24 protein-coding genes are annotated in these 22,224 nt (G+C 67.2%); 21 read left to right on the forward strand and 3 right to left on the reverse strand.

Annotated elements, in window-relative coordinates:
* Window positions 1–33: 33 nt before the first annotated feature.
* Window positions 34–744, reverse strand: coding sequence for a DUF2189 domain-containing protein (locus tag GRI99_RS05820; protein WP_337192880.1), 711 nt, complete (start codon window positions 742–744; stop codon window positions 34–36).
* A gap of 235 nt (window positions 745–979) precedes the next feature.
* Here GRI99_RS05820 and GRI99_RS05825 point away from each other — a divergent pair, with 235 nt between their 5' ends.
* On the forward strand, window positions 980–2,134 hold the full coding sequence (locus GRI99_RS05825) for a HEPN domain-containing protein (RefSeq protein ID WP_160771098.1): 1,155 nt from the start codon (window positions 980–982) through the stop codon (window positions 2,132–2,134).
* A gap of 369 nt (window positions 2,135–2,503) precedes the next feature.
* Here GRI99_RS05825 and GRI99_RS05830 read toward each other — a convergent pair whose 3' ends face one another.
* A complete protein-coding gene (locus GRI99_RS05830) occupies window positions 2,504–3,322 on the reverse strand; it encodes a flagellin N-terminal helical domain-containing protein (protein ID WP_160771099.1) in 819 nt (272 codons plus the stop codon).
* A 230-nt stretch (window positions 3,323–3,552) separates the two neighbouring features.
* On the opposite strand from GRI99_RS05830, the gene GRI99_RS05835 reads away from it, so the two are divergent.
* Genes GRI99_RS05835 through GRI99_RS05920 form a run of 18 tightly spaced genes read left to right on the forward strand, consistent with a single transcriptional unit; the run spans window position 3,553 to window position 18,491 of the window.
* The gene (locus tag GRI99_RS05835) at window positions 3,553–4,830 is read left to right on the forward strand and encodes a sigma-54 interaction domain-containing protein (RefSeq protein WP_160771100.1); all 1,278 of its coding nucleotides are present in this window, start codon (window positions 3,553–3,555) and stop codon (window positions 4,828–4,830) included.
* Between the two features lie 17 nt (window positions 4,831–4,847).
* A complete protein-coding gene (gene fliE, locus GRI99_RS05840; protein ID WP_202392963.1) occupies window positions 4,848–5,201 on the forward strand; it encodes a flagellar hook-basal body complex protein FliE in 354 nt (117 codons plus the stop codon).
* Window positions 5,202–5,204: 3 nt separating this feature from the next.
* A complete protein-coding gene (fliF, locus tag GRI99_RS05845; protein ID WP_160771102.1) occupies window positions 5,205–6,845 on the forward strand; it encodes a flagellar basal-body MS-ring/collar protein FliF in 1,641 nt (546 codons plus the stop codon).
* Entirely contained in the window at window positions 6,842–7,846 is a 1,005-nt protein-coding gene (locus GRI99_RS05850) for a flagellar motor switch protein FliG (protein ID WP_160771103.1), read from the forward strand. The genes fliF and GRI99_RS05850 overlap by 4 nt, the downstream gene beginning before the upstream one ends.
* Window positions 7,830–8,447: a FliH/SctL family protein gene (locus GRI99_RS05855; protein ID WP_160771104.1), complete on the forward strand. Its 618-nt coding sequence runs from the start codon at window positions 7,830–7,832 to the stop codon at window positions 8,445–8,447. The genes GRI99_RS05850 and GRI99_RS05855 overlap by 17 nt, the downstream gene beginning before the upstream one ends.
* Entirely contained in the window at window positions 8,441–9,772 is a 1,332-nt protein-coding gene (locus GRI99_RS05860) for a FliI/YscN family ATPase (RefSeq protein ID WP_439098424.1), read from the forward strand. Before GRI99_RS05855 ends, GRI99_RS05860 begins: the two co-directional genes overlap by 7 nt.
* A complete protein-coding gene (locus GRI99_RS05865) occupies window positions 9,765–10,196 on the forward strand; it encodes a hypothetical protein (protein ID WP_160771105.1) in 432 nt (143 codons plus the stop codon). Before GRI99_RS05860 ends, GRI99_RS05865 begins: the two co-directional genes overlap by 8 nt.
* 23 nt (window positions 10,197–10,219) lie before the next feature.
* The gene (locus GRI99_RS05870; RefSeq protein WP_160771106.1) at window positions 10,220–11,536 is read left to right on the forward strand and encodes a hypothetical protein; all 1,317 of its coding nucleotides are present in this window, start codon (window positions 10,220–10,222) and stop codon (window positions 11,534–11,536) included.
* A 35-nt stretch (window positions 11,537–11,571) separates the two neighbouring features.
* Complete coding sequence (locus GRI99_RS05875; RefSeq protein WP_160771107.1) at window positions 11,572–12,162, forward strand: flagellar basal body-associated FliL family protein; 591 nt, start codon at window positions 11,572–11,574, stop codon at window positions 12,160–12,162.
* A gap of 4 nt (window positions 12,163–12,166) precedes the next feature.
* Window positions 12,167–13,081, forward strand: a complete 915-nt coding sequence (locus GRI99_RS05880) for a FliM/FliN family flagellar motor switch protein (protein WP_160771108.1) — start codon at window positions 12,167–12,169, stop codon at window positions 13,079–13,081.
* Window positions 13,074–13,343: a FliM/FliN family flagellar motor switch protein gene (locus GRI99_RS05885; RefSeq protein WP_160771109.1), complete on the forward strand. Its 270-nt coding sequence runs from the start codon at window positions 13,074–13,076 to the stop codon at window positions 13,341–13,343. Before GRI99_RS05880 ends, GRI99_RS05885 begins: the two co-directional genes overlap by 8 nt.
* A complete protein-coding gene (locus GRI99_RS05890) occupies window positions 13,343–13,636 on the forward strand; it encodes a flagellar biosynthetic protein FliO (RefSeq protein ID WP_160771110.1) in 294 nt (97 codons plus the stop codon). Before GRI99_RS05885 ends, GRI99_RS05890 begins: the two co-directional genes overlap by 1 nt.
* Entirely contained in the window at window positions 13,636–14,424 is a 789-nt protein-coding gene (gene fliP / locus GRI99_RS05895; RefSeq protein WP_160771111.1) for a flagellar type III secretion system pore protein FliP, read from the forward strand. The genes GRI99_RS05890 and fliP overlap by 1 nt, the downstream gene beginning before the upstream one ends.
* Before the next feature lie 4 nt (window positions 14,425–14,428).
* Window positions 14,429–14,704, forward strand: a complete 276-nt coding sequence (locus GRI99_RS05900; protein ID WP_160771112.1) for a flagellar biosynthetic protein FliQ — start codon at window positions 14,429–14,431, stop codon at window positions 14,702–14,704.
* Window positions 14,701–15,483, forward strand: a complete 783-nt coding sequence (locus tag GRI99_RS05905) for a flagellar biosynthetic protein FliR (protein ID WP_160771113.1) — start codon at window positions 14,701–14,703, stop codon at window positions 15,481–15,483. The genes GRI99_RS05900 and GRI99_RS05905 overlap by 4 nt, the downstream gene beginning before the upstream one ends.
* Window positions 15,480–16,637 carry an EscU/YscU/HrcU family type III secretion system export apparatus switch protein gene (locus GRI99_RS05910; RefSeq protein WP_160771114.1) on the forward strand — a complete coding sequence of 386 codons (1,158 nt, stop codon included), beginning with the start codon at window positions 15,480–15,482 and terminating at the stop codon, window positions 16,635–16,637. Before GRI99_RS05905 ends, GRI99_RS05910 begins: the two co-directional genes overlap by 4 nt.
* A 5-nt stretch (window positions 16,638–16,642) precedes the next feature.
* Window positions 16,643–18,097: a flagellar filament capping protein FliD gene (fliD, locus tag GRI99_RS05915; RefSeq protein WP_160771115.1), complete on the forward strand. Its 1,455-nt coding sequence runs from the start codon at window positions 16,643–16,645 to the stop codon at window positions 18,095–18,097.
* A 1-nt stretch (window position 18,098) separates the two neighbouring features.
* Complete coding sequence (locus GRI99_RS05920; protein ID WP_160771116.1) at window positions 18,099–18,491, forward strand: flagellar protein FliS; 393 nt, start codon at window positions 18,099–18,101, stop codon at window positions 18,489–18,491.
* On the opposite strand, the gene GRI99_RS05925 is transcribed toward GRI99_RS05920, so the two are convergent.
* Window positions 18,488–19,393: a helix-turn-helix domain-containing protein gene (locus GRI99_RS05925; protein WP_160771117.1), complete on the reverse strand. Its 906-nt coding sequence runs from the start codon at window positions 19,391–19,393 to the stop codon at window positions 18,488–18,490. The two genes, GRI99_RS05920 and GRI99_RS05925, sit on opposite strands and share 4 nt — an antisense overlap.
* A 119-nt stretch (window positions 19,394–19,512) precedes the next feature.
* On the opposite strand from GRI99_RS05925, the gene pobA reads away from it, so the two are divergent.
* Together pobA and GRI99_RS05935 are read left to right on the forward strand one after the other, a co-directional pair.
* The gene (gene pobA, locus GRI99_RS05930) at window positions 19,513–20,682 is read left to right on the forward strand and encodes a 4-hydroxybenzoate 3-monooxygenase (protein WP_160771118.1); all 1,170 of its coding nucleotides are present in this window, start codon (window positions 19,513–19,515) and stop codon (window positions 20,680–20,682) included.
* 85 nt (window positions 20,683–20,767) lie between these two features.
* Window positions 20,768–22,171, forward strand: a complete 1,404-nt coding sequence (locus tag GRI99_RS05935) for an aldehyde dehydrogenase (protein ID WP_160771119.1) — start codon at window positions 20,768–20,770, stop codon at window positions 22,169–22,171.
* The last annotated feature ends 53 nt before the right edge of the window (window positions 22,172–22,224 follow it).

Genomic DNA, 22,224 nt, shown 5'->3' on the forward strand with positions numbered 1-22,224 from the left:
CGCCAGCCGGGCAGCCCTGGCTGGTTGCCGTCCCTAACCGATCGCGCGGCGATAGAGGTGCCAGCTTGCATGGGCGAACACCGGCAGCACCAGCAGCAGGCCGGTGAGCAGGGGCAGCATTGCCACGAACAGGGTGATGGCGATGAAGGCGGCCCAGCCCAGCAGCACCATCCGGTTGGCCTTTACCAGCGCTACGCTGGCGATCATGGCTGACACGCAATCGACATCGCGATCGACCAGCATCGGCAGGCTGATCAGGGTGATCGCGAAGATTGCCATGGCCAGCACGCCACCCACGCCGCCGCCCACCAGCAGCATCGCCATGCCCGAGGGCGTGACCAGGAAGTCCAGGCTCTCGGTCCTCAGGCCCGCCTGGCCCAGGAAGATATAGAAGATGGCGTGGGCCAGGATCACCCAGAAGCAGAAGATCACGAAGGCGATCACCCCGATGCCCAGCACCTGGCCATCCCCCCGCCCGCGCACCGCGCCCAGCACGGCACCCCAGTCGGGCGGCAGCCCCGCCCCGCGGCGGCGGCTCACCTCGTACAGGCCCACGGCCGAGAATGGCGCCAGCAGCGGGAACCCGGCTGCCGGAACCAGCCAGACGAACTGCCCGCGCTCCACCAGCGCGTAATAGAGGCCAAGGCCTGCCAGCACATAGATGCCGGCAAAGAACAGGCCATAGGCCGGACAGGCGCGGAAATCGGCCCAGCCCGCGGCCAGCGCCCGGCCAAGATCGGCCACGGAAATATCGGCTGCAACGCGCGCGGACGGCAAGCGCTCTTGCTGCGAGACATGCATGTCTCTTCCCCCTCCAGAGCGATCCTCCGGGGCGAAGGTGCATCAAGTGGGGCACGGGCGCAAGCGGGGGCGGGATGTGAGGGGAGGACACTCCACACAGCTGTCTTGAAAGCATGGAGATAGCAGCAATCCGTGACAGGTTGACTAAGAGGTAGCTCAGAGACCAGACTGAGACTGCATGACCAACGAACTTGAGAAATTAATTGGCGAATACCTTGCAATGAGATCGGGTGCACTACCTGTGCCGGAGGGGCAGCATCCTGGCCAATACCTCAATAGCAAAATCGAATTGATTGAGCCCGTCAGTCGGTTGGCAAAGTCCACAGTTTCCATGGGGCCTGCCAATGGAGGAGCCAGCGGGTCAGGGCTTGCAGGCACCTTCGTAAGGTCGTTAGCTGATGCTGGTCGAGACGCGGCGCATATCGCGGTTAGCTTAGTTCGACAAATAGGAAAAAATTCATACACCTATTATGATACTTACGCCATTTCCGGTGTCTCGGTAGACCGCCGCATCTCAATCTCGGACAACATCTATATCGTTCCGAACGACCAAGCGCCTAAGGGATGGTTTACCGATCATATTTTTACCGATTTTCGCTTTCCCTCGCCGTTTGGTGATCGAGAATTTCGAAAAAGCGAAGATGCGGCCCTGATCATCGAGAGAGTTGTTTCTCCAGCTTTAGTCGATGGAGAAGCACGAACCGATGACGAGGCGCATGCTTGGGAGGATGAGCGTCACAGGCTGACGCAACTTCTGATGCTTTCGATATCGCTCGTCACAGGCGGCTTCTCCGGTATTCGCAATCGAACCTACACTTATGAAGAGGATTCGCTATTTGGCCTAATGGGCCAAGGGATATTCGGCGGGACGTCGCGATATCCGAAGGGGTCGAATAAGCTACTGAAAGACGGAGCAGAGGTAGCAAAATATCTTCAAAAACTTTCTGATTTTTCGTATCCTAGGGCAATCGAATTAGCCGCGATGAGACTTCTAAAATCACGGTCGCTTAGTACAATTGAAGATTCGATAATCGATCTTGGCATCGCGATTGAGGTCCTACTAGTGCAAGGTTCACGACAAGAGATTTCGATGCGTGCAGCATTGAGAGGCGCATTTCTGCTCAGCAGTGAGCCCGTTGAAAGACGAAAGTTGTATGAATCCTTTCGGGACCTCTACAATGCTCGTTCTGCGACCGTGCATGATGGCGAGACCCCTAAGAAGTTTCGGCGGCGCCTAGCCGAATGGGATCAGCTCATAGATCGCTTGATCAAGAGCCTTCTTGCCAGAGGTGAATTCCCAGATTGGGATACCCTTGTACTCGGAGCCACGTGATATTTGACGAATATCTCAGTTGCGCGCGAGTGCAGGTCTCCAATTTCGTGGGAAATCAAAAGAGCATATCTCGTTCTCGATTTTCTACCCGCCTCCTGTCACAAAGCCCCTTTCCTACAGCCTTCCACCTGTGCCAAGTCAGGGAGGCTCTTTCCCCTCGTCCAGCCCCTTTCTCGCAGCCGCGCCGCCGGAACGCAGCGCGCGGCAGCCGCTCGCGCACCCGCGCGCCTTTGGTATCGACATGCGCCGCCCCCCCGCATGTACTTCATCAACTAAACCCACCCCCAAACGCCAAAACGGCCCGGAACCGAAGTTCCGGGCCGCTGTGCGGGAGGGGACGGGGCTCCTCCCGGGGGGAGAGCCGGTGGCTTAGCGCAGCAGCGACAGCACGTTCTGCTGGCTCTGGTTGGCCTGGGCCAGCATCGCGGTGGACGCCTGGCTGAGGATCTGCGCCTTGGCGAGCGCGGTCGTTTCCGCCGAATAGTCGGCATCCATGATCCGCGAACGGGCGTCCGACAGGTTGGTGCTGTTGGTCGTCAGGTTGGCGATGGCCGATTCCAGGCGGTTCTGGCCGGCGCCCAGCGTGCCGCGGGTATCGCTGATGGCGGTCAGCGCGGCGTCCACGTTGGTGATCGTGGTGGCGGCCTTGGTGGCATCCGTCACGTCCAGCGCGGTGGTGCTCAGCTTGGTGCCGTCGATGCCCTTGCTGGTCAGCGTCACCGTGCCGGTGGAACCGGTGGCGACCGAGACCGACACGTCGGTGCCGCTGGTCTTGCTGAACAAGGTCACGCCGTTGAACTTGGTGTTGGTCAGCACGTCATCGATCTGGGCCTGCAGCTGGTCCACTTCGGCATCCATGTAGGTGCGGTCCGAGGTGGAGTAGGTGCCGTTCTTCGACTGCACCGCCAGTTCGCGGACGCGCTGCAGCATGTTGGTCACCTCGTCCAGCGCGCCTTCGGCGGTCTGGGCCAGCGAGATGCCGTCGTTGGCGTTGCGGATGCCCTGCTTCATCGCGCGGATGTCGCTGGTCATAGTGGTGCTGATGGCAAGGCCGGCGGCGTCGTCCTTGGCGCCGTTGATGCGCTTGCCGGTCGACAGGCGCTCCATGGCCACGCCCTGCATCTTCTCGGCCGAGACCGAAGCGTTGGCGGCGCGCAGAGCGCTGATGTTGGTGTTGATAACGCCCATGATAGTTCTCCTGGTTCTTCGTTGATCTGGTCACTTCAAGCCACAGCCTGATTGGCGGATTGCCGCGGCTGTCAGGGCAAAGAGCGACCCCCCGGCGAAATGTTTAAGCCTGGCCGGGCGAATGTGCGGCGCCGGGAAATAGGTGTTTCTACCGGGGCTTACATTACCGCTTCCTTGGCCGTTGGAGCGGCATTTCCCCTCTTGCAACACGGTTAACAGGGGCAAGGGACATGGCATCGATCACGGCTTCGGCAGGGGTGAAAAAAACCCATCCCGTGCTGTCGGCGCAAGTGGCGGCGGTGGCCGGATCCTGGCCGCAGGTGCCCGGAATCAAAGGTGAAGTGCTGCTGGCCCAGGCCGGTGACCCGCTGCCCGCCCGCCGCAGGGACGATCGCCTGCTGCTTCTGGCCGACGGCACCGCGCCCCGCATCGAGCGGCTGGGAGCTAATGCCTTCACGCTGGCCGGCCTGGGGGACGAATGCCCCGCCGCCCGCGCTGCGCTGGTGGCCATGGCGGCCGCGCCGGGCGAGCCGGTGCATGCCGATACCGGGGCCATTGCCCTCCTCAACCTGGCCGCCCGCGTGGCCTCCGCCGATATTCCGGTGCTGATCGAGGGGCCGACTGGCACCGGCAAGGAAGTGCTGGCCCGCTTCATCCACCGCGCGAGCGCGCGCAAGGATGGCCCGTTCGTGGCGGTCAACTGCGCCGCCATGCCCGAAACTATGCTGGAAGCGCTGCTGTTCGGCCACAAGAAGGGCGCTTTCACCGGTGCGGGGGAGGCGGCCGAGGGGCTGTTCCGCGCGGCCGACGGCGGCACCCTGCTGCTCGACGAACTGGGCGAGATGCCGCTGCCGCTGCAGGCCAAGCTGCTGCGTGCGCTGCAGGAAGGCGAGGTGCTGCCGCTGGGCGCCACCCAGCCTGTGCCGGTGGACGTGCGGGTAGTCGCCTGTACCAACCGCGACCTGCCGGGCGAGGTGGCCGCCGGTCGTTTCCGCGAGGACCTGTATTACCGCCTCAACGTGTTTCCCCTGCGCATCGAGCCGCTGCGTGAACGCCGCGACGATATTGCCCCGCTGGCCGTGGCCATGGTGCTTCGCCATGCGACCGGACCCGTGGTGCCGTGGCTGTCTGCCGATACCCTGGCCAAGCTGGCCGCCCATTCCTGGCCGGGCAACGTGCGCGAGCTGGAGAACGTGGTCCGCCGCGCGTTGCTGTTGGCGGGGGACGAGGCGACCATCACCCCGGCGCACATCGTGTTTGACCATGCCGTTCGCCCGGTTGCCGAGGCTGCGCCCGTGTCGCAGGGCCTGAGCGTGATCGAGGGCGGCAAGACCCTGTCCGCCGTTGCCCGCCAGTCCGAAGCCCAGGTGATCGCCGATACGCTGGACCGCAACGGCGGCAACCGGCTGGCCACGGCCCGCGAGCTGGGCATTTCCGAACGCACGCTGCGCTATCGCCTGGCCTCCATGCGTGAAGCCGGCCTGGTGGCCGCCGGAGGCGCGCGGTGAGTACCATAGGCTCAGGGATGGGCGCAGCCCAAGGCAGCCTGCAGCAGGTGATGGCCCTGCGCCGTCAACTGGTGGAGCAGAGCGACTCCTTAAAAACCCTGCGCCAGGCCGGCGCCAGCGAACAGGCCGAAGGGCCGCGCCCGGCTGCAGGCGGCGGCTTTGCCGATACGCTGCAATCCACGCTGGACCAGGTCAACCAGATGCAGGCCCGGTCGGAGCAGATGTCGACCGCCTACGAACGCGGCGAGGTTACCGATATCGCCCAGGTGATGCTGGCCCGCCAGGAAGCGGGCGTGGCGTTCGAAGCAACGCTGCAAGTCAGGAACAAGCTGCTGTCCGCCTACCAGGACATCATGCGGATGGGGGTTTGATAGATGGCTGATGCTGCTCTCCCCGCCACCACGACCCCGCTGCTCCCCGGCGGCGGGGCTATCCCTGCGCGCCTCAACGGCCTGATGGCCAACCCTGCCGTGCGCCGCAGTCTGCCCGCGCTGGCGGGCCTTGGCATGCTGGGCGTGGCGGGGGCGCTGTATCTCTCGCTGTCCAACGGCCCGGAGCGCGTGCTCTATGCCAGCCTGACCGACGAGGAGCGCGCCGGAGTGACCGCCGCGCTCGATACCGGCGGCATCGCCTATGACATCGATCCGGCCAGCGGCACGCTGACCGTGGCCGAGGACGATCTCTACCGCGCGCGGATGCTGGTGGCATCGGATGGCGCGCTGGCCAGCCCTGACAGCACCAGCGAGATGCTCGACGCGATCCCGCTCGGCTCCAGCCGCACACTGGAAGGCGAGCGGCTGAAGAACGTGCGCGAGCGCGAGCTGATGCTGACGATCCAGGAAATCGACGGGGTGGAAAGCGTGCGCGTGCACCTGGCCAGCCCGGAACGCAGCGTCTTCGTGCGCGAGAACGTGGCCCCCAGCGCATCGGTGATGGTGCGGCTGGCGCGCGGCCGCAGCCTGTCGGAAGATCAGGTGCGCGCGATCGTCAATCTGGTTGCCGGCTCGGTACCCGGCCTGGCTCCGGAGGCGGTGAGGGTGGTCGACCAGTCGGGTCGGCTTCTTTCCGCCTCCGGATCTTCCGCTGGCGACGGGCTGGAACTGCAACGCCAGTTCGAGGACAAGCTGCGCCTGCAGGTGGCCCAACTGCTGACCCCGCTGATCGGCGAAGGCAACTTCTCGACCGAAGTGCAGGTGGAACTGAACCGTTCCGAAGTCACCTCGGCTACCGAAAGCTATGACAACGAAGGCGCGATCAGGGCGGAAAGCGAAACCAGCTCCTCCCAGGGAGGTGAGCAGCTTGCCGGCGGCGTGCCGGGCGCTACCACCAACACGCCACCACCGCCGGCCACGCTGGAGGAGGGTGCGCCACAGGGCAATGCGGCCAATGCCGCAACCACGCCCGCCAACGGCGCACGCAGCACTACCCGCACCTATGAACTGGGGCGGGAAGTGGCGGTCAGCTCGACCGGGCCGGGCGGCGTGCGTCGCTTGTCGGTGGCCGTGGCGCTGAGCAAGGAAGCGCTCGACAAGATCCGCCCTGCCACGGCAGCGCAGGTGCAGCAGCTCGTCTCAGCCGCGGTGGGCGCCAACACCCAGCGCGGCGACCAGGTCACCGTGGTGGCCGGTGCCTTCGAGGCGGTGGAAGATGTGGAAGTGCCGTTCTACGAGACCGGCTGGTTTGCCATGGCGTTGCGCTATGGCGGTGGCCTGCTGGCCCTGGTCCTGGCGCTGGTGCTGGGCGTGCGGCCGATCGTCAACGCCATCCGCGGCAAGCAGACCGATGCCGCTGCCGAGGACGCCGGTGGGGAGGGCGCCGATGCCGCCGAGGGCGAGGACGCCTTCCAGGTACCCGGCCGCCCGCAGGCGACCGTGGCCAACCTGACGGTGGACAACGGTAACGATGTGCTGCGCGAGCAGGTTGACCTTGCCCGCCGCCTGGCCGCCGAACAGCCCGACCGCGCCGTGGCGGCGCTGCGCCGGATGCTGGCCGCACCCGTGGAACCCGTGGCATGACCCTGATGCAACCCGTCAACGAGGCCGAACGCGCGGCCGTGATCCTGATGCTGATGGATGACGACGAGGCCGCACGCCTGCTGGGCCAACTCGAGCCCGACGAACTGCAGGTGATCGGCGAGAAAATGCTGGCGCTGGGCGAGGTCGGTCCTGACCGGATTGCCGGGGCCATCGAAGGCTTCGTGACCCATGCCGACAGCGCCACGCTGGACGATCGCGACCGCCCCGCACTTGTGCGCCAGAGGATGACCCTGGCCCTGGGCGAGGTGAAGGCGGATTCGATCATGCAGAAGATCGCGCCCGACGTGCGCCCGCACAGCCTGGAACTGGCCCGCTGGCTGGCCCCGCAGGTCCTGCTGCCGCTGGTCGAAGGCGAGCATCCGCAGGCCGTGGCCGCGCTGCTGCTGCTGCTGGATGCGGAACCTGCTGCCGAACTGCTAAGCCTGCTGCCGCCCGCGCTCCAGCCCGAGATGGTCGAGCGGATCGCCCGGATGCGGCGCGTTTCCGCCCATGCCATGGCGATGCTGGACGAGATGCTCTCGGCCCGGATCGGCCAGCGCTTTGGCCAGGCCGCGCTGCAACTGGGCGGCGCGCGCGAGGCGGCGGAACTGATCAACCTGGCTGCGGGCAACCTGGGCAAGGTGGTGATGCCGGTGATTACCGAGCGCGACGCAGACCTCGCCAAGGCCATCGAGGCCGAGATGTTCACCTTCGAGATGCTGTTCGCGCTGGAACCGATGGCCATGGGCCGCCTGCTGCGCGACGTGGAAAGCGAAGTGCTGGTGGACGCGCTCAAGGGCATCGCCGAGGAACAGCGCGACCCGTTCTTCCGCGCGATGTCCAGCCGTGCGGCGGATGGCGTGAAGGACGAGATCGACATGCGCGGCCGCCTGAAGCTGGACGATGTCCGCGCGGCGCAGCGCAAGATCATCGCCAAGGCGCGCGAACTGGCAGAACTTGGCGAAATCAGCCTGGGGGCCGGCGATGCCGAGTTCGTTTGAGCCGCTGTTCGCCGCCCCTGCGGCCAGCGGCGCTACGCCTGCATGGCTGGCCGCGCTGGCTGACGGGCAGGGTGGCTTTGCCGGCGATGCCCGCTTTGGCGGCGCGGCTGCTGCGGCTCCGCCCGAAGCCCTTCTTTTCGACCGGGCCGAACTGGACGCGGCCTATGCCGATGGCCTGGCCGCAGGGCGCGCCGAGGCCGAGGCTGAGGCTGCTGCCAATGCTGCCGCCCGTGCCGGGTTGGGGCTTGCGCTTGCCCGGCTGGACGACGAACTGGGCGAGGCCCTGGCCGCGCGGCTGGCGCAGGCCGTGATGGCGCTGTGCGAGGCGACGATGGCCCCCTATGCCATCGATCCCGATAGCCTGCAGCGCCGCTGCGTGGTGGCGGCGGCCCGCGTGGGCGAAGGCATTATCGATGCCAGCCTGCGGCTGCACCCGGCTGACATTGACCTGCTCGATCCAGCCTTTGCCTCCACTTGGCATATCGTGCCCGATGCCGGGCTGGAACGCGGCAGCGTGGTGTTCGACATGGCCGAGGGGGCGATCGAGGATGGGCCCGCGCAATGGCGTGACGCCCTGGAAGAAGCGCTGCTGCGGTGCTGAACCTGCTGGATCATGAACTGCGCCGCATGGCCAGCGCCGCGCCGGTGCTGGAACCCGTGCCGTTGGGTCGAATCGTTTCCTGCGATGGCGGGATGATCGAGGTGTCCGGCCTCAACGCCCCCATCGGCACGCTTTGCCGCGCACGGGTGGCGGCAGGTGAACATGCCCCGGCAGCGGAGGTGGTGGGCTTCCGCGGCGGGCGCAGCCTGATGATGCTGCTGGGCGATACCGTGCGGCTGCAACCCGGCACGCTGGTGCGGGCCGAGGGCCATCCCGGCATGGTCATGGTGGGCGAGGAATTCCTGGGCCGGGCCGTTGATGGCACCGGCAGCCCCATCGATGGCGGCCCGCCAGTGCGCGCTGGCCAGCCCTGGCCACTGGGCGGCAAGCGCGAAAGTGCGCTGGAACGCGCCTCGGTGGAAGAAACCTTCGATTGCGGCGTGCGCACCATCAACGCGCTGATGACGCTTGGCGTGGGCCAGCGGGTGGGCGTGATGGCGGGGTCCGGCGTGGGCAAGAGCGTCCTGCTGGACATGATGGTTTCGGGCGCGGACTGCGACGTGGCGGTGATCGGCCTGATCGGCGAACGGGCGCGCGAAGTGTCGGACTTTGTTGGCCGGCACATGCAGGGTGCCAAGAAGATGAAGACCGCCATTGTCGCGGTGCCGGCGGACCATGCCGCCAACCTGCGGCTGCGCGGCGCGCAGTTCGCCTGTGCGCTGGCCGAGTATTTCCGCGCGCAGGGCCTCAAGGTGATGCTGGTGCTCGACAGCCTGACCCGCGTGGCCCACGCCGCGCGGGAGATTGCCCTGTCGCTGGGCGAACCCGGCGCGGCGCGCGGCTATCCGCCATCGGCACTTGCGACCATCACCAAGCTGGTGGAGCGGGCGGGCAATGCGGCCTCTACCGGGGGTTCGATCACCGGGCTCTACACCGTGCTGGCCGATGGCGATGACCAGGCCGATCCCGTGGTGGATACGGCACGCGCCATCCTGGACGGGCACATCGTCCTCAGCCGCGAGATTGCCCAGCGCGGGCTTTATCCGGCGATCGACGTGCCAGGTTCGCTCAGCCGGGTGATGGAGCACGTTGCCGCGCCCGCGCACCGCAGGCAGGCGCGTGCGCTGCGGGCGCTGATCGCCGCGCTGGAAAGCAACCGTGATTTCCTGCTGATGGGCGCCTATCGCGCGGGGACCGATCCGCAGCTTGACCGGGCGATGGCCTTGCAGGACCGCATCCAGGGCTTCCTGATGCAGGAAACGCACGAACTCGCCTCGTTGCCTGCAAGCGTGGACGCGCTGGCGGCGCTGATGGGCGATGGATAGGCACAAGCGCCGCATCGCCCTGCTGGGCCGGCTGGTGCAGTTGCGCGAGGTGGAGCGGCGCCACGCAGCCAGCTCTGCCGCCGAGGCGCAGGGCGCGCACGGCAAGTTGCAACAGCTCTATACCCGCAGCGGCGAGATTGCCGCCAGCCATGCGGCCCGGTCGGATGCCGGCAACGGGGCCGAACTGGCAGGGCAACTGGGGTTCCTGTCAGGCCTCAACGCCATCATGCGCGATACCCGCAAGGCCGAGGCGGAAGCTGCCCTTGCGGCGGAGCGTGCCCTGCTGCGCCTGCGCGAGGCGGACCGGCGGCGCGAGCGCGTGTCGGAGCGGCTGGGCGAGGAGCGGCGCGCGGCTGATCGAACAAATCTGGCCAAGGAGAGCGCCGCCAGTGCCATTCTGGCACGGAAGTTGAAAGGACGCTGAGGAACGCCACTCCAAACGGGGACTTGCCCAAAGTGAACCTCTCGCTGATCCTCAACATGCCCGCCGGCAATACCCCGGCCAATCCTGTCAGCGCCGCCGTCGTGCAAGGGCAAAGCCCGGCGGAAATGGCTTCTTTTCAGGACTTTCTCTCGCTGATGGGCCTGTCCCCGCTGGCTACTAGCGATGGCGACGAGCTGCCCGAGGCAGACATGGCACTGACCGATCCGGCAATGCTGGCGGCAATTGTGCCGGACACGACCGGCAATATCTTGCCGCCTGCCTTGCCGGTCCTGCCGGATGCTGCTGCCGGTTTCACCGATCCCGCGCCGGCAGCACCGGCGGCACCGGGTGCCCCGGTTGCGGCGGGCAGCGCGCCGGTGGTGCCGCAGATGCCGGCCGCGTTACTGCCGCAAGGTCTGGTGCAGACCATGCCGGTGGCCATGTGGCTGCGGGCCGAAGAGGCACCGGTCGGCAGTCCGCTCGCGCAGTCCCTGCCGCAAGAGGCCGGCGGGGCTGTCCCCGCTTCGAAGGTGCAGCCGCAGCCCGCGCCGCACCCGCAGGGCGGTGTGCAGGTGGAACTGGTGCTGCCCCCTGGTACCCAGCCCCTGCCGCCGGCGGCGGCCCCCTTGGTGCAGCAGCAGGTCGCCGCCCAGCCGGTGCTGGCCCAGTTGCTTCAGGGCGCGCCGCGCGCTGCTCCGCGCAAGGGCGGGGAAGAGCCCGTCGTGACGCTGACGCCCGCGGTAACCGCCGCTATCGCGGATGCCGAACCGGCCGCGCCCGCTCTGGTCCTGCCGGTAGCGGCCGCGGCGATGGTTGCAGCCCCCGCAGCGGATGCCGCCCCGGTTCAGTCCGTCCAAGGCGCGCAACTTGCGCCTGCCGCCGCCGAGGCTACCCCTGAGCGCCACGATTTCTCCGCCGTGATCGACAAGCTGAGCGAGGCGCGCGAGCTGTCCCGCCCCGGCCGGGCCGACATGCATCTGGCCCACCGCGAATTCGGCCAGGTGTCCGTCCAGTTCGAGCTGGCCGGCCAGGCTCTGAAGGTGGCCATGACCAGCGCTGATCCGGGCTTTGCCCCGGCGGTGCAGGCCGCCCTGGCCGACCGTCCTGCCGCCGCAGTGGCCGATCCCGCGCGGACCGACAGCCAGCCCCAGCGCGGCGACAGCGTGAACGCCGCCAACGCTTCGTGGCAGGCTGGCGCGCAGGCCGATGGCCAACGGCAGGACCAGCAGCGCGCCCAGCAATCGCGTCCCGGCCAGCAGGTGGTCCACCGCCAGGCCGATGGCGATGGCGATAGCGGCACCGGCCATGCCGCCGGTCGCGACGGCAGCCGGTTCGCCTGATCGTCCCTTTCTGCAACCCCCTGAGGAGTTGACCCATGAGTAAAGCCAAGGCCGAAGGTGAGGCCAAGCCCAAGTCGGGCAAGATGAAGCTGATTATCGGCGCGGTGGTGCTGCTCGCCGCCGGTGCCGGGGGTGCCTATGGCGCAGTGGCGGCTGGCCTGCTTGGCCCGCACACCGAAGAGGAGGAAGGCCCGAACGAGCCCGAACTGGTGCGCAAGGGCGAGGAAGACCCCTATGCCCCCGCAGCGGAAGGCGGCGAGGGTGAGGGCGAAGGCACCAGCCCCGTTTATGGCGAAGGCGGCAATGAATACCGCACGCTCTATTACATCTTCGAGGAAGGCTTCACCTCCAACCTCAAGGATAGCGCCGGTCTGGTCCAGGTCAGCCTGGCCGCTTCCACCCACCGCGACGGGCGGGTGATCCAGTGGCTGGCGATGCACGACCTGGCAATCCGCTCCGCCATCCTAGTGGAACTGGCCAACACGCCGGAGGACGATGTCTATTCGGTGGAAGGCAAGGAGCGCCTGGCTGAGCGGCTGAAGGATGCCGTCAACCGCGTGCTGGAGGAAAACGAGGGCTTCGGCGGCGTCGACGAAGTGCTGTTCCGCAGCTTCCTGGTGCAGTGAGGCAATGCGGTCCGAAGGGTACCTGAAGGCCGAACGGGCCCTGGCGCAGCACAGCGAGCGGCTGGCCCGCCGCGCGCCCGAGCCGGACGAACTGGCCGCGCTGCTGGTTGCCGCCGCATCCAGGCTGGAGCAGGCGCTGGCGGATGACCTGGCCGCGCTGCTGGGTGGCGATCGCCCGCAGGTAAGCTGCGGCAAGGTGGAACGCGCCGCCGCCCCGCGCCTGCACAAGATGATCGATGCCGTGGCGGTGAACTGGCTGTTTGCCGATGCCGCCGGGGGCGAACTGCTGGTCAGCCTGGGCCTGGGCGGGGCGCTGGCCCTGACCGACATGGTCTTCGGCGGCCCCGGTGCCGTGCCCGCCGTGCTGCCCGAACGCCTGCCCAAGTCTACCGACCTGGCGCTGGCGCGGGCCGCCGATGCCGTGGGCATTGCACTGGGCAAGGCGCTGGAGCGCGATGGGTCGCTGGCCCTGGCCGCGCGCCATGACGTGCTGGGCAAGCTTGTCCCCGCGCGCGACGAGGAAACCTTCCTGACCGTGCGCGCCCAGGTGGCCCAGGGCGAAGCCGCGCCGGTTGACCTGCTGCTGGTGCTGCGCCTGTCGCACGCCGCGCGCGTGCTGGCTGGAGGGGCAGTGGCCGCACCGGTGCTGAAACCAACGGCGGACTATGCCGCAACCAGCGAGCCCTTTGCCAGCGTGCCCCTGCCGCTGGTGGCTGTGCTGGCCGAAATCAAGCTGCCGGTGCGCCGCATCACGGCGCTGAAGGCTGGCGACATCATCGCCCTGCCGATGCCGCGTGACGTGCCGCTGAAGCTGGGAACCAGGGAAATCGCGCGCGGACAGGCCGGTTCCGCCGATGGGCAGATGGCCCTGCGCATCACCTCTACCGGCTGGACCAAAAAGGACATGACCAATGGCTGAAGCATTTACCGGGCTGGACCTGATCCGCGACGTTGACGTCTCGCTGACCGTGGAACTGGGCCGCGCCAAACTGCCGCTGGCCCGCGTGCTGGAACTGGCGGAGGACGCCGTGGTCCCGCTGGAGCGGCAGGTGGACGAGCTGTTCGACGTGATGGTCAACGGCAAGCTGATCGCCCGCGGCGAGGTGGTGGCCGATGGCAACCGCTTTGCCCTGCGCATCGTGGAACTGGCCACCGACAACCGCATGGCGGAGCGCGCCTGATGGTCTGGTACGTGGTCAAGCTGCTGGTGCTGCTGCCGCTGCTGGCCGGCATGATCTGGGGCAGTATTTGGCTGACCCGCAAGCTGCAGGGCCAGATGGTGGCCCGCAGCGGCACCAAGGCCGCACGGCTGGTGGAGACGACCATGCTCGCCCCCGGCCTGAAGCTGGCGGTAATCGAATTCCACGGTCGCGAGATCCTGGTGGGCGCCAGCAAGAACGGCCTGGTGCGCCTGGCCGAGAGCGAGCCGCTGCCGCCGCCCGACCGCTTCCCGCTGGTTGAGGAGAACCTGTGATGCGCCGCGCGATCGTGCTGGCACTCGCTGTGGTGGCCGCGCTTCTTCCGGAATTTGTCCAGGCGATGGCCCCCGTTGCGTCGGAGGCCGCCGGACCAGCCGCAGCGGGATTGGGCGGTGCGCTGGAGCGGGCGATGGGCGGCGCCAACGGCGGGGCACCGCTCAGCATGAGCCTGCAGCTGCTGCTGCTGATGGGCCTGCTGACGATTTTGCCCGCGCTGGTGCTGATGATGACCAGCTTCACCCGCATCATCATAGTACTGGCGATCCTGCGCCAGGCGCTGGGCCTGCAGCAATCGCCGCCCAACCAGGTGCTGATCGGCCTGTCGCTGTTCCTCAGCCTGTTCATCATGGCCCCCACGCTGGAGCAGGTGAACCAGAGCGCCATCGAACCCTATGCCGCCGGCCAGATCGAGGCCGATGCCGCGATCAGCAACGCCGGCGATGCTTTCCACGCCTTCATGGTGCGCCAGACGCGCGAGACGGACCTGGCCATGTTTGCCGACATGGCCGGGCATGACGAGCCTTTCGCCAGCCCGCAGGACGTGCCGTTCTCGATCCTCCTCCCCAGCTTCGTGACCAGCGAGCTGAAGACTGCCTTCCAGATCGGCTTCATGATCTTCCTGCCCTTCCTGGTGATCGACCTGGTGGTGGCATCGGTGCTGATGAGCCTGGGCATGATGATGCTGAGCCCCACGATCATATCCCTGCCGTTCAAGTTGTTGCTGTTCGTTCTTGTCGACGGATGGGCGCTGCTGATGGGCAGCCTTGCGATGAGTTTCGCGTAGAGCCATGGACCAGTCCGCCAACCTCTTCGCACTGGTCGACCAGGCGCTGTGGATCACCGCACTGGTGGTGGGGCCGATCCTGCTGGCCACCCTGGCCGTAGGCCTGGTGGTGGGCGTGGTGCAGGCCGCCACGTCGATCCAGGAGCAGACGCTGACCTTCGTGCCCAAGCTGGCCGTGGTGGCCGTGGTGCTGGTGGTGCTGGGGGCCAGCATGATGGGCCTGATCGTTGATTTTACCGAGGAGATATTTGCCCAGATCGCCGGGATTTCCGCCGCATGAACCTGGGGATCCTGGGTCTCGGCGTGCTGGAAGGGCAGCTGTGGCAACTGCTGTTCGTGATGGTGCGCGTGGGCGCTGCGCTGGTGGCGGCCCCTATATTCGGCGCGCGCAGCGTGCCGGTGCAGGTGCGCATTGTGCTGGCCGCCGTGGTGGGCATCTTCGTGCTCAACTGGGTGCCGGTTTCCCTGCCACAAGACATGACCGCCCTGTCGACCATAGTGGCGATCGCCACCGAGGCGGTGATCGGCTTCACGCTGGGCTTCGTGCTGCAACTGGCCTTTGCGGCGCCGCTGGTGGCGGCCGAGCAGATCGGCGGCGCGATGGGCATGGCCATGGTGACGGCGGTTGACCCGACCAGCGGCAACCAGTCCGGCGCCATCGGCCAGTTGTTCGGCATCGTGCTGGCGCTGGTGTTCCTGGCCGTGGGCGGGCACCTCCTCTGGTTGCGGCTGGTGGTGGAAAGCTATAGCCTGATCCCGCCCGGCAGCGGCTGGGACGTGGGCGAGCGCGGCTGGCTGGTGGCCAGCTACCTGACGCAAGGGCTGGCAACCGCAGTGGCGATTGCCCTGCCAGTCACGCTGGTGCTGCTGCTGGTGCAACTGGTGACCGGCGTGATCAGCCGCTCCGCCCCCTCATTGAATCTGTTTGCCCTGGGCCTGCCTGCGGGCGTGCTGGCAGGCATCGCCGCTCTGATCCTGGCCGCGCCGGTGCTCAACGCCCAGTTCGTGGCCTTGGCCACCACGGCCATCGAACAGGCAGGGGAAGCCGTCCAGCCATGAGCGAGCAGGCCGCAGGCGAGAAGAGTTTCGAGCCAACCGAAAAGAAGCTGAAAGACGCCGCCGACAAGGGCAATGTCCTGCGGTCAAAGGAGGTCGCCACCGCCGTCGCCATGCTGGTTGGCGCGCTGTGGCTGAAGCTGGCTGGCCCGTGGATGCTGGCAGTGATCGAGGGGACGGCGGAACGCTCGCTCACCTTCGACCGCTCGGCGCTGACCGATTTCCAGCCCGGCCGGATCATGACCGACCTGCTCTATGCCGCCCTGCCGCCGCTGTTCACGCTGGGGCTGGCGGTGATTGCCGTGACCATGGTGGCGCAGCTTGCCGTGGGGCAGGGGCGCTGGGTCCTGGGGAACCTTGCCCCCAAGGCCGAGCGGCTCAGTCCGCTGGCAGGCTTTAAGCGGATGTTCGGCCTCACCAGCCTGATCGAACTGGGCAAGAGCTTTGCCAAGCTGGGCCTTCTCGGCGCCATCGCGTGGTACTGGGGCACGGCCAACCTTTCCGCCATGCTGGTGCTGGGGCAGGGCGAACTGTCGGGCCAGCTTTCCGCCGCCTGGGCCGCGATTGCCGACCTGCTGCTGCTGCTGGCCGCAGGCCTAGCCGTGATCGCCATGATCGACTGGCCGATCCAGTTCTTCCGCCACCGCCAGCAACTGATGATGACCATGCAGGAGCTGAAGGACGAGGCCAAGGAAGCCGAAGGCAGCCCGGAAAAGAAGCAGGCCATCCGCCAGCGCCAGCGCGACATGGCGCGCGGCGGGGTGGCGGGCGCAATGAAGCAGGCCCAGTTCGTCATCACCAACCCCAGCCATTTCGCCGTGGCCATGGCCTATGACCCTGCCGTGGCTCTGGCACCTTACGTGCTGGCCAAGGGGCGTGACGAGAAGGCCCTGGCGATGAAGGACCTGGCGCGCGAAATGGCCCTGCCCACGCTGGAATACCCGCAGCTTGCCCGCGCCGTATATTTTACCACGCGCGAAAACCAGATGGTCCGCAGCGAGCTGTACGGCGCCATTGCCAGCGTGCTGGCCTTCGTCATGGCGCTGAAGCGCGGCGATCCCATGGAGCGGCCGCAGGTGGCCGTGCCGGTGGAACTGCGGTTCGATGCCGATGGCCGGGTGAACGGCATTAATCCTGGCCAGCGCAGGCCGTCCTGACAGCCATGGTAAGCGCAACAACCTCGTCCGGCTCATCCTCCCTCGTCGCGGCTTTCGGCGGGGGCAGCGGGGTTGACATGCAGAAGCTGGCGAGCGACCTGGCCGAAGCCCGCTTCCTGACCCAGAAGACCCAGCTGGAAAGCCGGGGCGAACTGCTCGACGCGCGCATTTCCGGTGCCTCCACGCTCAGGAACCAGCTGACCCAGTTGGCGAGCGCCCTAGGGGACCGGATCCGCAACGGCGACCTGGCCCCAGCCGCCGTGCTGGGCAATTCCTCGGTTGCGCAAGCCGGCGTTCTGCCCGGCGGGATCGGCTCTGGCAGCTACACCCTTGAGGTGAACCACCTGGCCGCAGCGCAGACGCTGGCCAGCAAGCCCTATGCCGCCGGCACCGACCTGGTGGGCGAGGGGCAGCTGACGATCACCTTCGGCAATTTCAACGGCACCTCCACGCTCACCCCCGATGCGGCGCGCACCCCGGTGAACATCGACGTGACGGCAACCGATACCCTAGCCGATGTGGCCACCAGGATCCGCGCCAGCGGGGCCGGTCTCAACGCCTATGTCGCGCAGACGGCCACCGGCGCGCGGCTGGTGGTGAAGGGAGCGGACGGGGCGGCCAGCGGGTTCGAGATCAGCGCCAGCGGGGCCAGCGCCAGCGGCGGCACGCCTGCTGCGGGGCAGATCGACTACCTGGCCTGGGGCGCGGCCACCGACAGCGGCCAGCGCACCGCTACGGCCCGCGATGCCGATTTCGTGTTCGACGGCCTGCCGATGACCAGCGCCAGCAACAAGGTCACCGGCCTGCCCGGCGCGCTGGTGCTGACCCTCACCGGCGAGAACCCCGGTGCGCCGACCAGCATCACCTTTGCTGACAAGAGCAAGCAGATCACCGCGATGATGGGCGATTTCGTCACCGCGCTGAACGAGATTGCTGGCACCGTGGCGGAACTGGCCAATCCCAAGGGTGGCGACCTCGGCAGCGATCCGGGTACGCGGGCGCTAAAGCGCGCTCTGGCGGGCCTTAGCACGGCGGTGGTCATGCCCGGCGCAGCCGAAGGTGAGCCTAGCACGCTGGCCGACCTGGGCCTGGCGGTGAACCGCGACGGCACCTTCCGCCTCGATACCGCGCGGCTGCAAAGCACGCTGACCAGCAACCTGGCCGCCGCCGGGGCGATGTTCACCACCGGCCTCAAGGGCGTTTACGCCACGATCGACAACCTGGCCCGCAGCGCCTCCACCAGGGGTGATCCGGGGTCGCTGGGCGGATCGATCGAGCGCTACGCCAGCCAGAAGGCGCAACTGACCGAAAAACTGTCGACCATTGCCGAGAGCCAGGAAAAGCTGCGCGAGCAACTGGCCAGGCAGTTTACCTGGGCCGATCGCAACGTGGCCACATCGCAAAGCACCCTGAGCTTCATCAGGAACCAAGTGGCGATGTGGACCAATGCGGGGAACTGACGTGTTGCGCGCCGTTGACCCGCACGAAGCCTATCGCCGCGTGGAACTGGATGCCCGCGTGTCCGGTTCCCACGGGGCCGACCTTGTCCGCCTGTGCCTGCGCGAGGTGGACGTGGCGCTGGGCCAGGCGCTGTGGGCGCAGGACAACCAGCGGCCCGACGTGCGCCGCCGCGCGCTGGAGCGGGCGCAGAACGGCCTCGGTGCCCTGCGGCTGGGGGTTGACCGGCAAAACCCCGTCGCGCCCGCTTTGCTGGCCTTCTACGAAGGGCTTGCCGCTGCCGTGGCGCAGAACCAGGTGCGCTTCGACCCCGCGAAAGTGGCCGCGGTGCGGGCCGACCTGGTGGAAGTGTCGGGCGCCATGCTGGGCCAGCGGGCGCTGGGCCGCGCGGCTTAGCCTTGCACCTCCGCCAGCGCGCCGCCCCGCTTGCGCTGCTTCAGGTCTGCCCGCCACTGGGCCGGCGAAATCCCGAAATGGCGGGTGAAGAAACGCGAGAAGTAGGCCGGGTCCGCCAGTCCCACGCTCTCGCCCACCTGCGCCACCGACAGGGCGGAAAAGGCCAGCAGCCGCTGCGCTTCCAGCATGGCGCGCTGGTCACGGATTGCGGTGGGTGACTGGCCGGTCACGGCGCAGGCCTCCCGCAGCGAGGTTTCGCTGACCCCCAGCATACGGGCGATGGTCGAGAGCGGCTCGCGCAGGCGATAGCGCTGCTCCACCAGCTCGCGATAGCGGGCCAGCAGCGCGCGCTGGCGCGCCGTGCCCTCGGGCGGATCGGCGGCGCGTTGCAGGCGGCGGGCGGCCAGCACCAGCACGGCGAGCAACCCCGCGTGGAGGGCGGCTGCCTGGCCCAGTCCGGCCCACGACAGCTCGCGGTCGATCCGGCCCATCGCCCGGTCGATTTCGGCGGCATCGTCCGCGTCCAGCGCGATGCAACTGGGCATGGCAAACAGGGCGGCAAGTTCGGGATAGGTGGCCAGCACCTGGCTCAACTGCACCTCGGCCACGGTTAATACGTGACCCTTCGATTCGGTGGTCCAGGTGAAGCCGTGCACGCAGCGCGCGGGTACCGCCAGCAGGGCGGGGGCGGTGAAGGGGAAGCTTTCCGCCTCGTACTGGATCGTGCCGCCGCCCTCGGCGATCAGCAGCAGGTGGTTGAGATCGCTGTGCTTGTGCGGGGCGATGCGCCAGTTGCCGGGGCGGCTACGGGTAGCCAGATCCTCCACATGCAGGAAATCCGGGTCCGCCACCTGGCTCGGCTCGCCATAGAGGAAGAAGTGGGGCAGCGGTTGCTCGGTCATCGTGGTCGGCACTTTAGGCCCTCCCGTTGAATAGTCCAAGTCTGTCGCTGGCAATGCCATTGGCCGCGCGTGGCGTGCCGCGTAAGCCATGCCGCAAAATTGGCGAGAGGATCAGCTCCATGAAAACCCAGGTTTGCATCATCGGCGCAGGGCCCGCAGGGCTGCTGCTGGGCCACCTGCTAAAGGCCGAAGGCGTGGATTGCGTGGTGCTGGAACAGCGCGATCCGGACTATGTGCTGGGCCGCATCCGCGCCGGCGTGCTGGAAAACATCACCGTCAGCCTGATGGAGCGGCTGGGGCTTGATGCCCGCCTGAAGGCCGAAGGGTTGCCCGAGGACGGCTTCAACCTGGCCGATGGCGAACGGCTGATCCGCATTCCGATCCGCGAGCTGACCGGCCAGCAGGTGTGGGTCTATGGCCAGACCGAGATCACCAAGGACCTGATGGACGCCGCCCCGGAACGTGGGCTGGAGGTGATCTACGAGGCCGAGGGCGTTGCGCTGCACGATGTGGACAGCGATGCGCCCTATGTCACCTACACCAAGGACGGGGCACAGCAGCGGGTGGACTGCCGCTTCATCGCCGGCTGCGATGGCTATCACGGCCCCAGCCGCCAGGCCGTGCCCGCCAGCGTGGGGCAGGTGTTCGAGCGGGTCTATCCGTTCGGTTGGCTGGGCATCCTGGCCGATGTGCCGCCGTGCAACCATGAACTGATCTATGCCAACCATGAACGCGGCTTTGCGCTCGCCAGTATGCGCAGCCACACGCGCAGCCGCTATTACGTGGACGTGGCGCTGACTGAGAAGCTGGAAGACTGGCCGGACGAGCGGCTGTGGGACGAACTGGCGATCCGCCTGGGCCCCGATGCCGCCGCCAACATGACGCGCGGCCCGGCCATCGAAAAGTCCATCGCTCCCTTACGCAGCTTCGTGTTCACGCCGATGCGCCACGGCAGCCTGCTGCTGTGCGGCGATGCGGCGCACATCGTGCCGCCCACGGGAGCCAAGGGCCTGAACCTGGCGGCATCGGACGTGCACTATGCCAGCGCGGCGCTGGTAGCCTATTTCAAGGGTGGCGATGCCGATGCCGTGGCCGGTTACTCCGCCAAGGCGCTGGCCCGCGTGTGGCAATGCGAGCGGTTCAGCTGGCAACTGACCAAGCTGATGCACCGTTTCCCGGAAGATGGCCCGTTCGAACGCGCGATGCAGGTGGCTGAGCTGGACTACATCGCGGGCAGCCGCGCCGCGCAACTGGTGATCGCCGAGAACTACGTGGGCCTGCCAGTCTGATCGGCCTGTCGCAACCTCTTGCCACGGGCATCCGGACTGGGCATATACTGTTATAGCCTATAGCAATATCCGTGGAGAGATTCCGATGGCCCAGTTCAACCGCCTGAACCCGATTACCGGTGAGGTCGCGTCCAGCGCCGAAGCCATGCAGGCGGGCGATATCCCCGCCATTGCCGCCCGCGCGCAGGAAGGCTTTGCCGTCTGGTCGAAGATGGGTCCCAATGCCCGCCGCGCCGTGCTGATGAAGGCGGCCGATGCACTGGTGGCCAAGAAGGATGATTTTGTCGCCGCGATGATGGGCGAGATCGGCGCCACTGCCGGCTGGGCCATGTTCAACCTGATGCTGGCAGCCGGCATGGTGCGCGAAGCTGCCGCCATCACCACGCAGATTACCGGCGAAGTCATCCCTTCGGACCATGAAGGCACCATCGCCATGGCCGTGAAGGAGCCGGTGGGCGTGCTGCTGGGCATTGCCCCGTGGAACGCGCCGATCATCCTGGGCGTGCGCGCCATCGCCGTGCCGCTCGCCTGCGGTAACGCGGTGATTCTGAAGGCATCGGAAACCTGCCCGCGCACCCATGCGCTGATCATCGAGGCCTTTGCTGAAGCCGGCTTCCCCGAAGGCGTGGTCAACGTGGTCACCAATGCGCCGGAAGATGCCGGTGCCGTGGTCGGCGCGTTGATCGATGCGCCGCAGGTAAAGCGGATCAACTTCACCGGCTCCACCGCCGTGGGCAAGATCATTGCCAAGCGCGCCGCCGAGCACCTCAAGCCCGTGCTGCTGGAACTGGGTGGCAAAGCCCCCATGCTGGTGCTGGAAGATGCCGACCTGGACGAGGCAGTGAAGGCCGCCGCTTTCGGCGCCTACATGAACCAGGGCCAGATCTGCATGAGCACCGAGCGGATCATCGTGGTGGAAGCCGTGGCCGATGAATTCGCCGCCAGGTTCGCCGCCAAGGTGAAGTCCATGCCGGCGGGCGATCCAACGGCGGGCAATACCCCGCTGGGTGCGGTGGTCGATCGCAAGACCGTGGACCACTGCTACAGCCTGATCGCAGACGCGACGGCCAAGGGTGCCGAACTGCTGGTGGGCGGCGATACCAGCATGAACGTGGTCATGCCCGCGCACCTGGTGGACAAGGTGACGCCGGACATGAAGCTGTTCCGCGACGAAAGCTTCGGCCCGGTGGTCGGCATCATCCGCGCACGCGACGAGGCGCACGCCATCGAACTGGCGAACGACACCGAATATGGCCTGTCCAGCGCAGTCTTCACCCGCGATACCGCGCGCGGCCTGAAGGTCGCCCGCCAGATCCAGGCCGGCATCTGCCACGTCAACGCCAGCACGGTCAGCGACGAGCCGCAGATGCCGTTCGGCGGCATGAAGGCATCGGGCTATGGCCGCTTCGGTGGCCGCCAGGGCATCGATGCCTTCACCGAGACCCGCTGGATCACCTTCGAGACCGAACCGGGCCATTACCCGATCTGATCGGGTTGCCAGGCAGAACAACAAGCGGGCGCTGGTGGAAGCCAGCGCCCGTT

Source organism: Alteraurantiacibacter buctensis (genome assembly GCF_009827655.1).
Lineage (GTDB): Bacteria > Pseudomonadota > Alphaproteobacteria > Sphingomonadales > Sphingomonadaceae > Alteraurantiacibacter > Alteraurantiacibacter buctensis.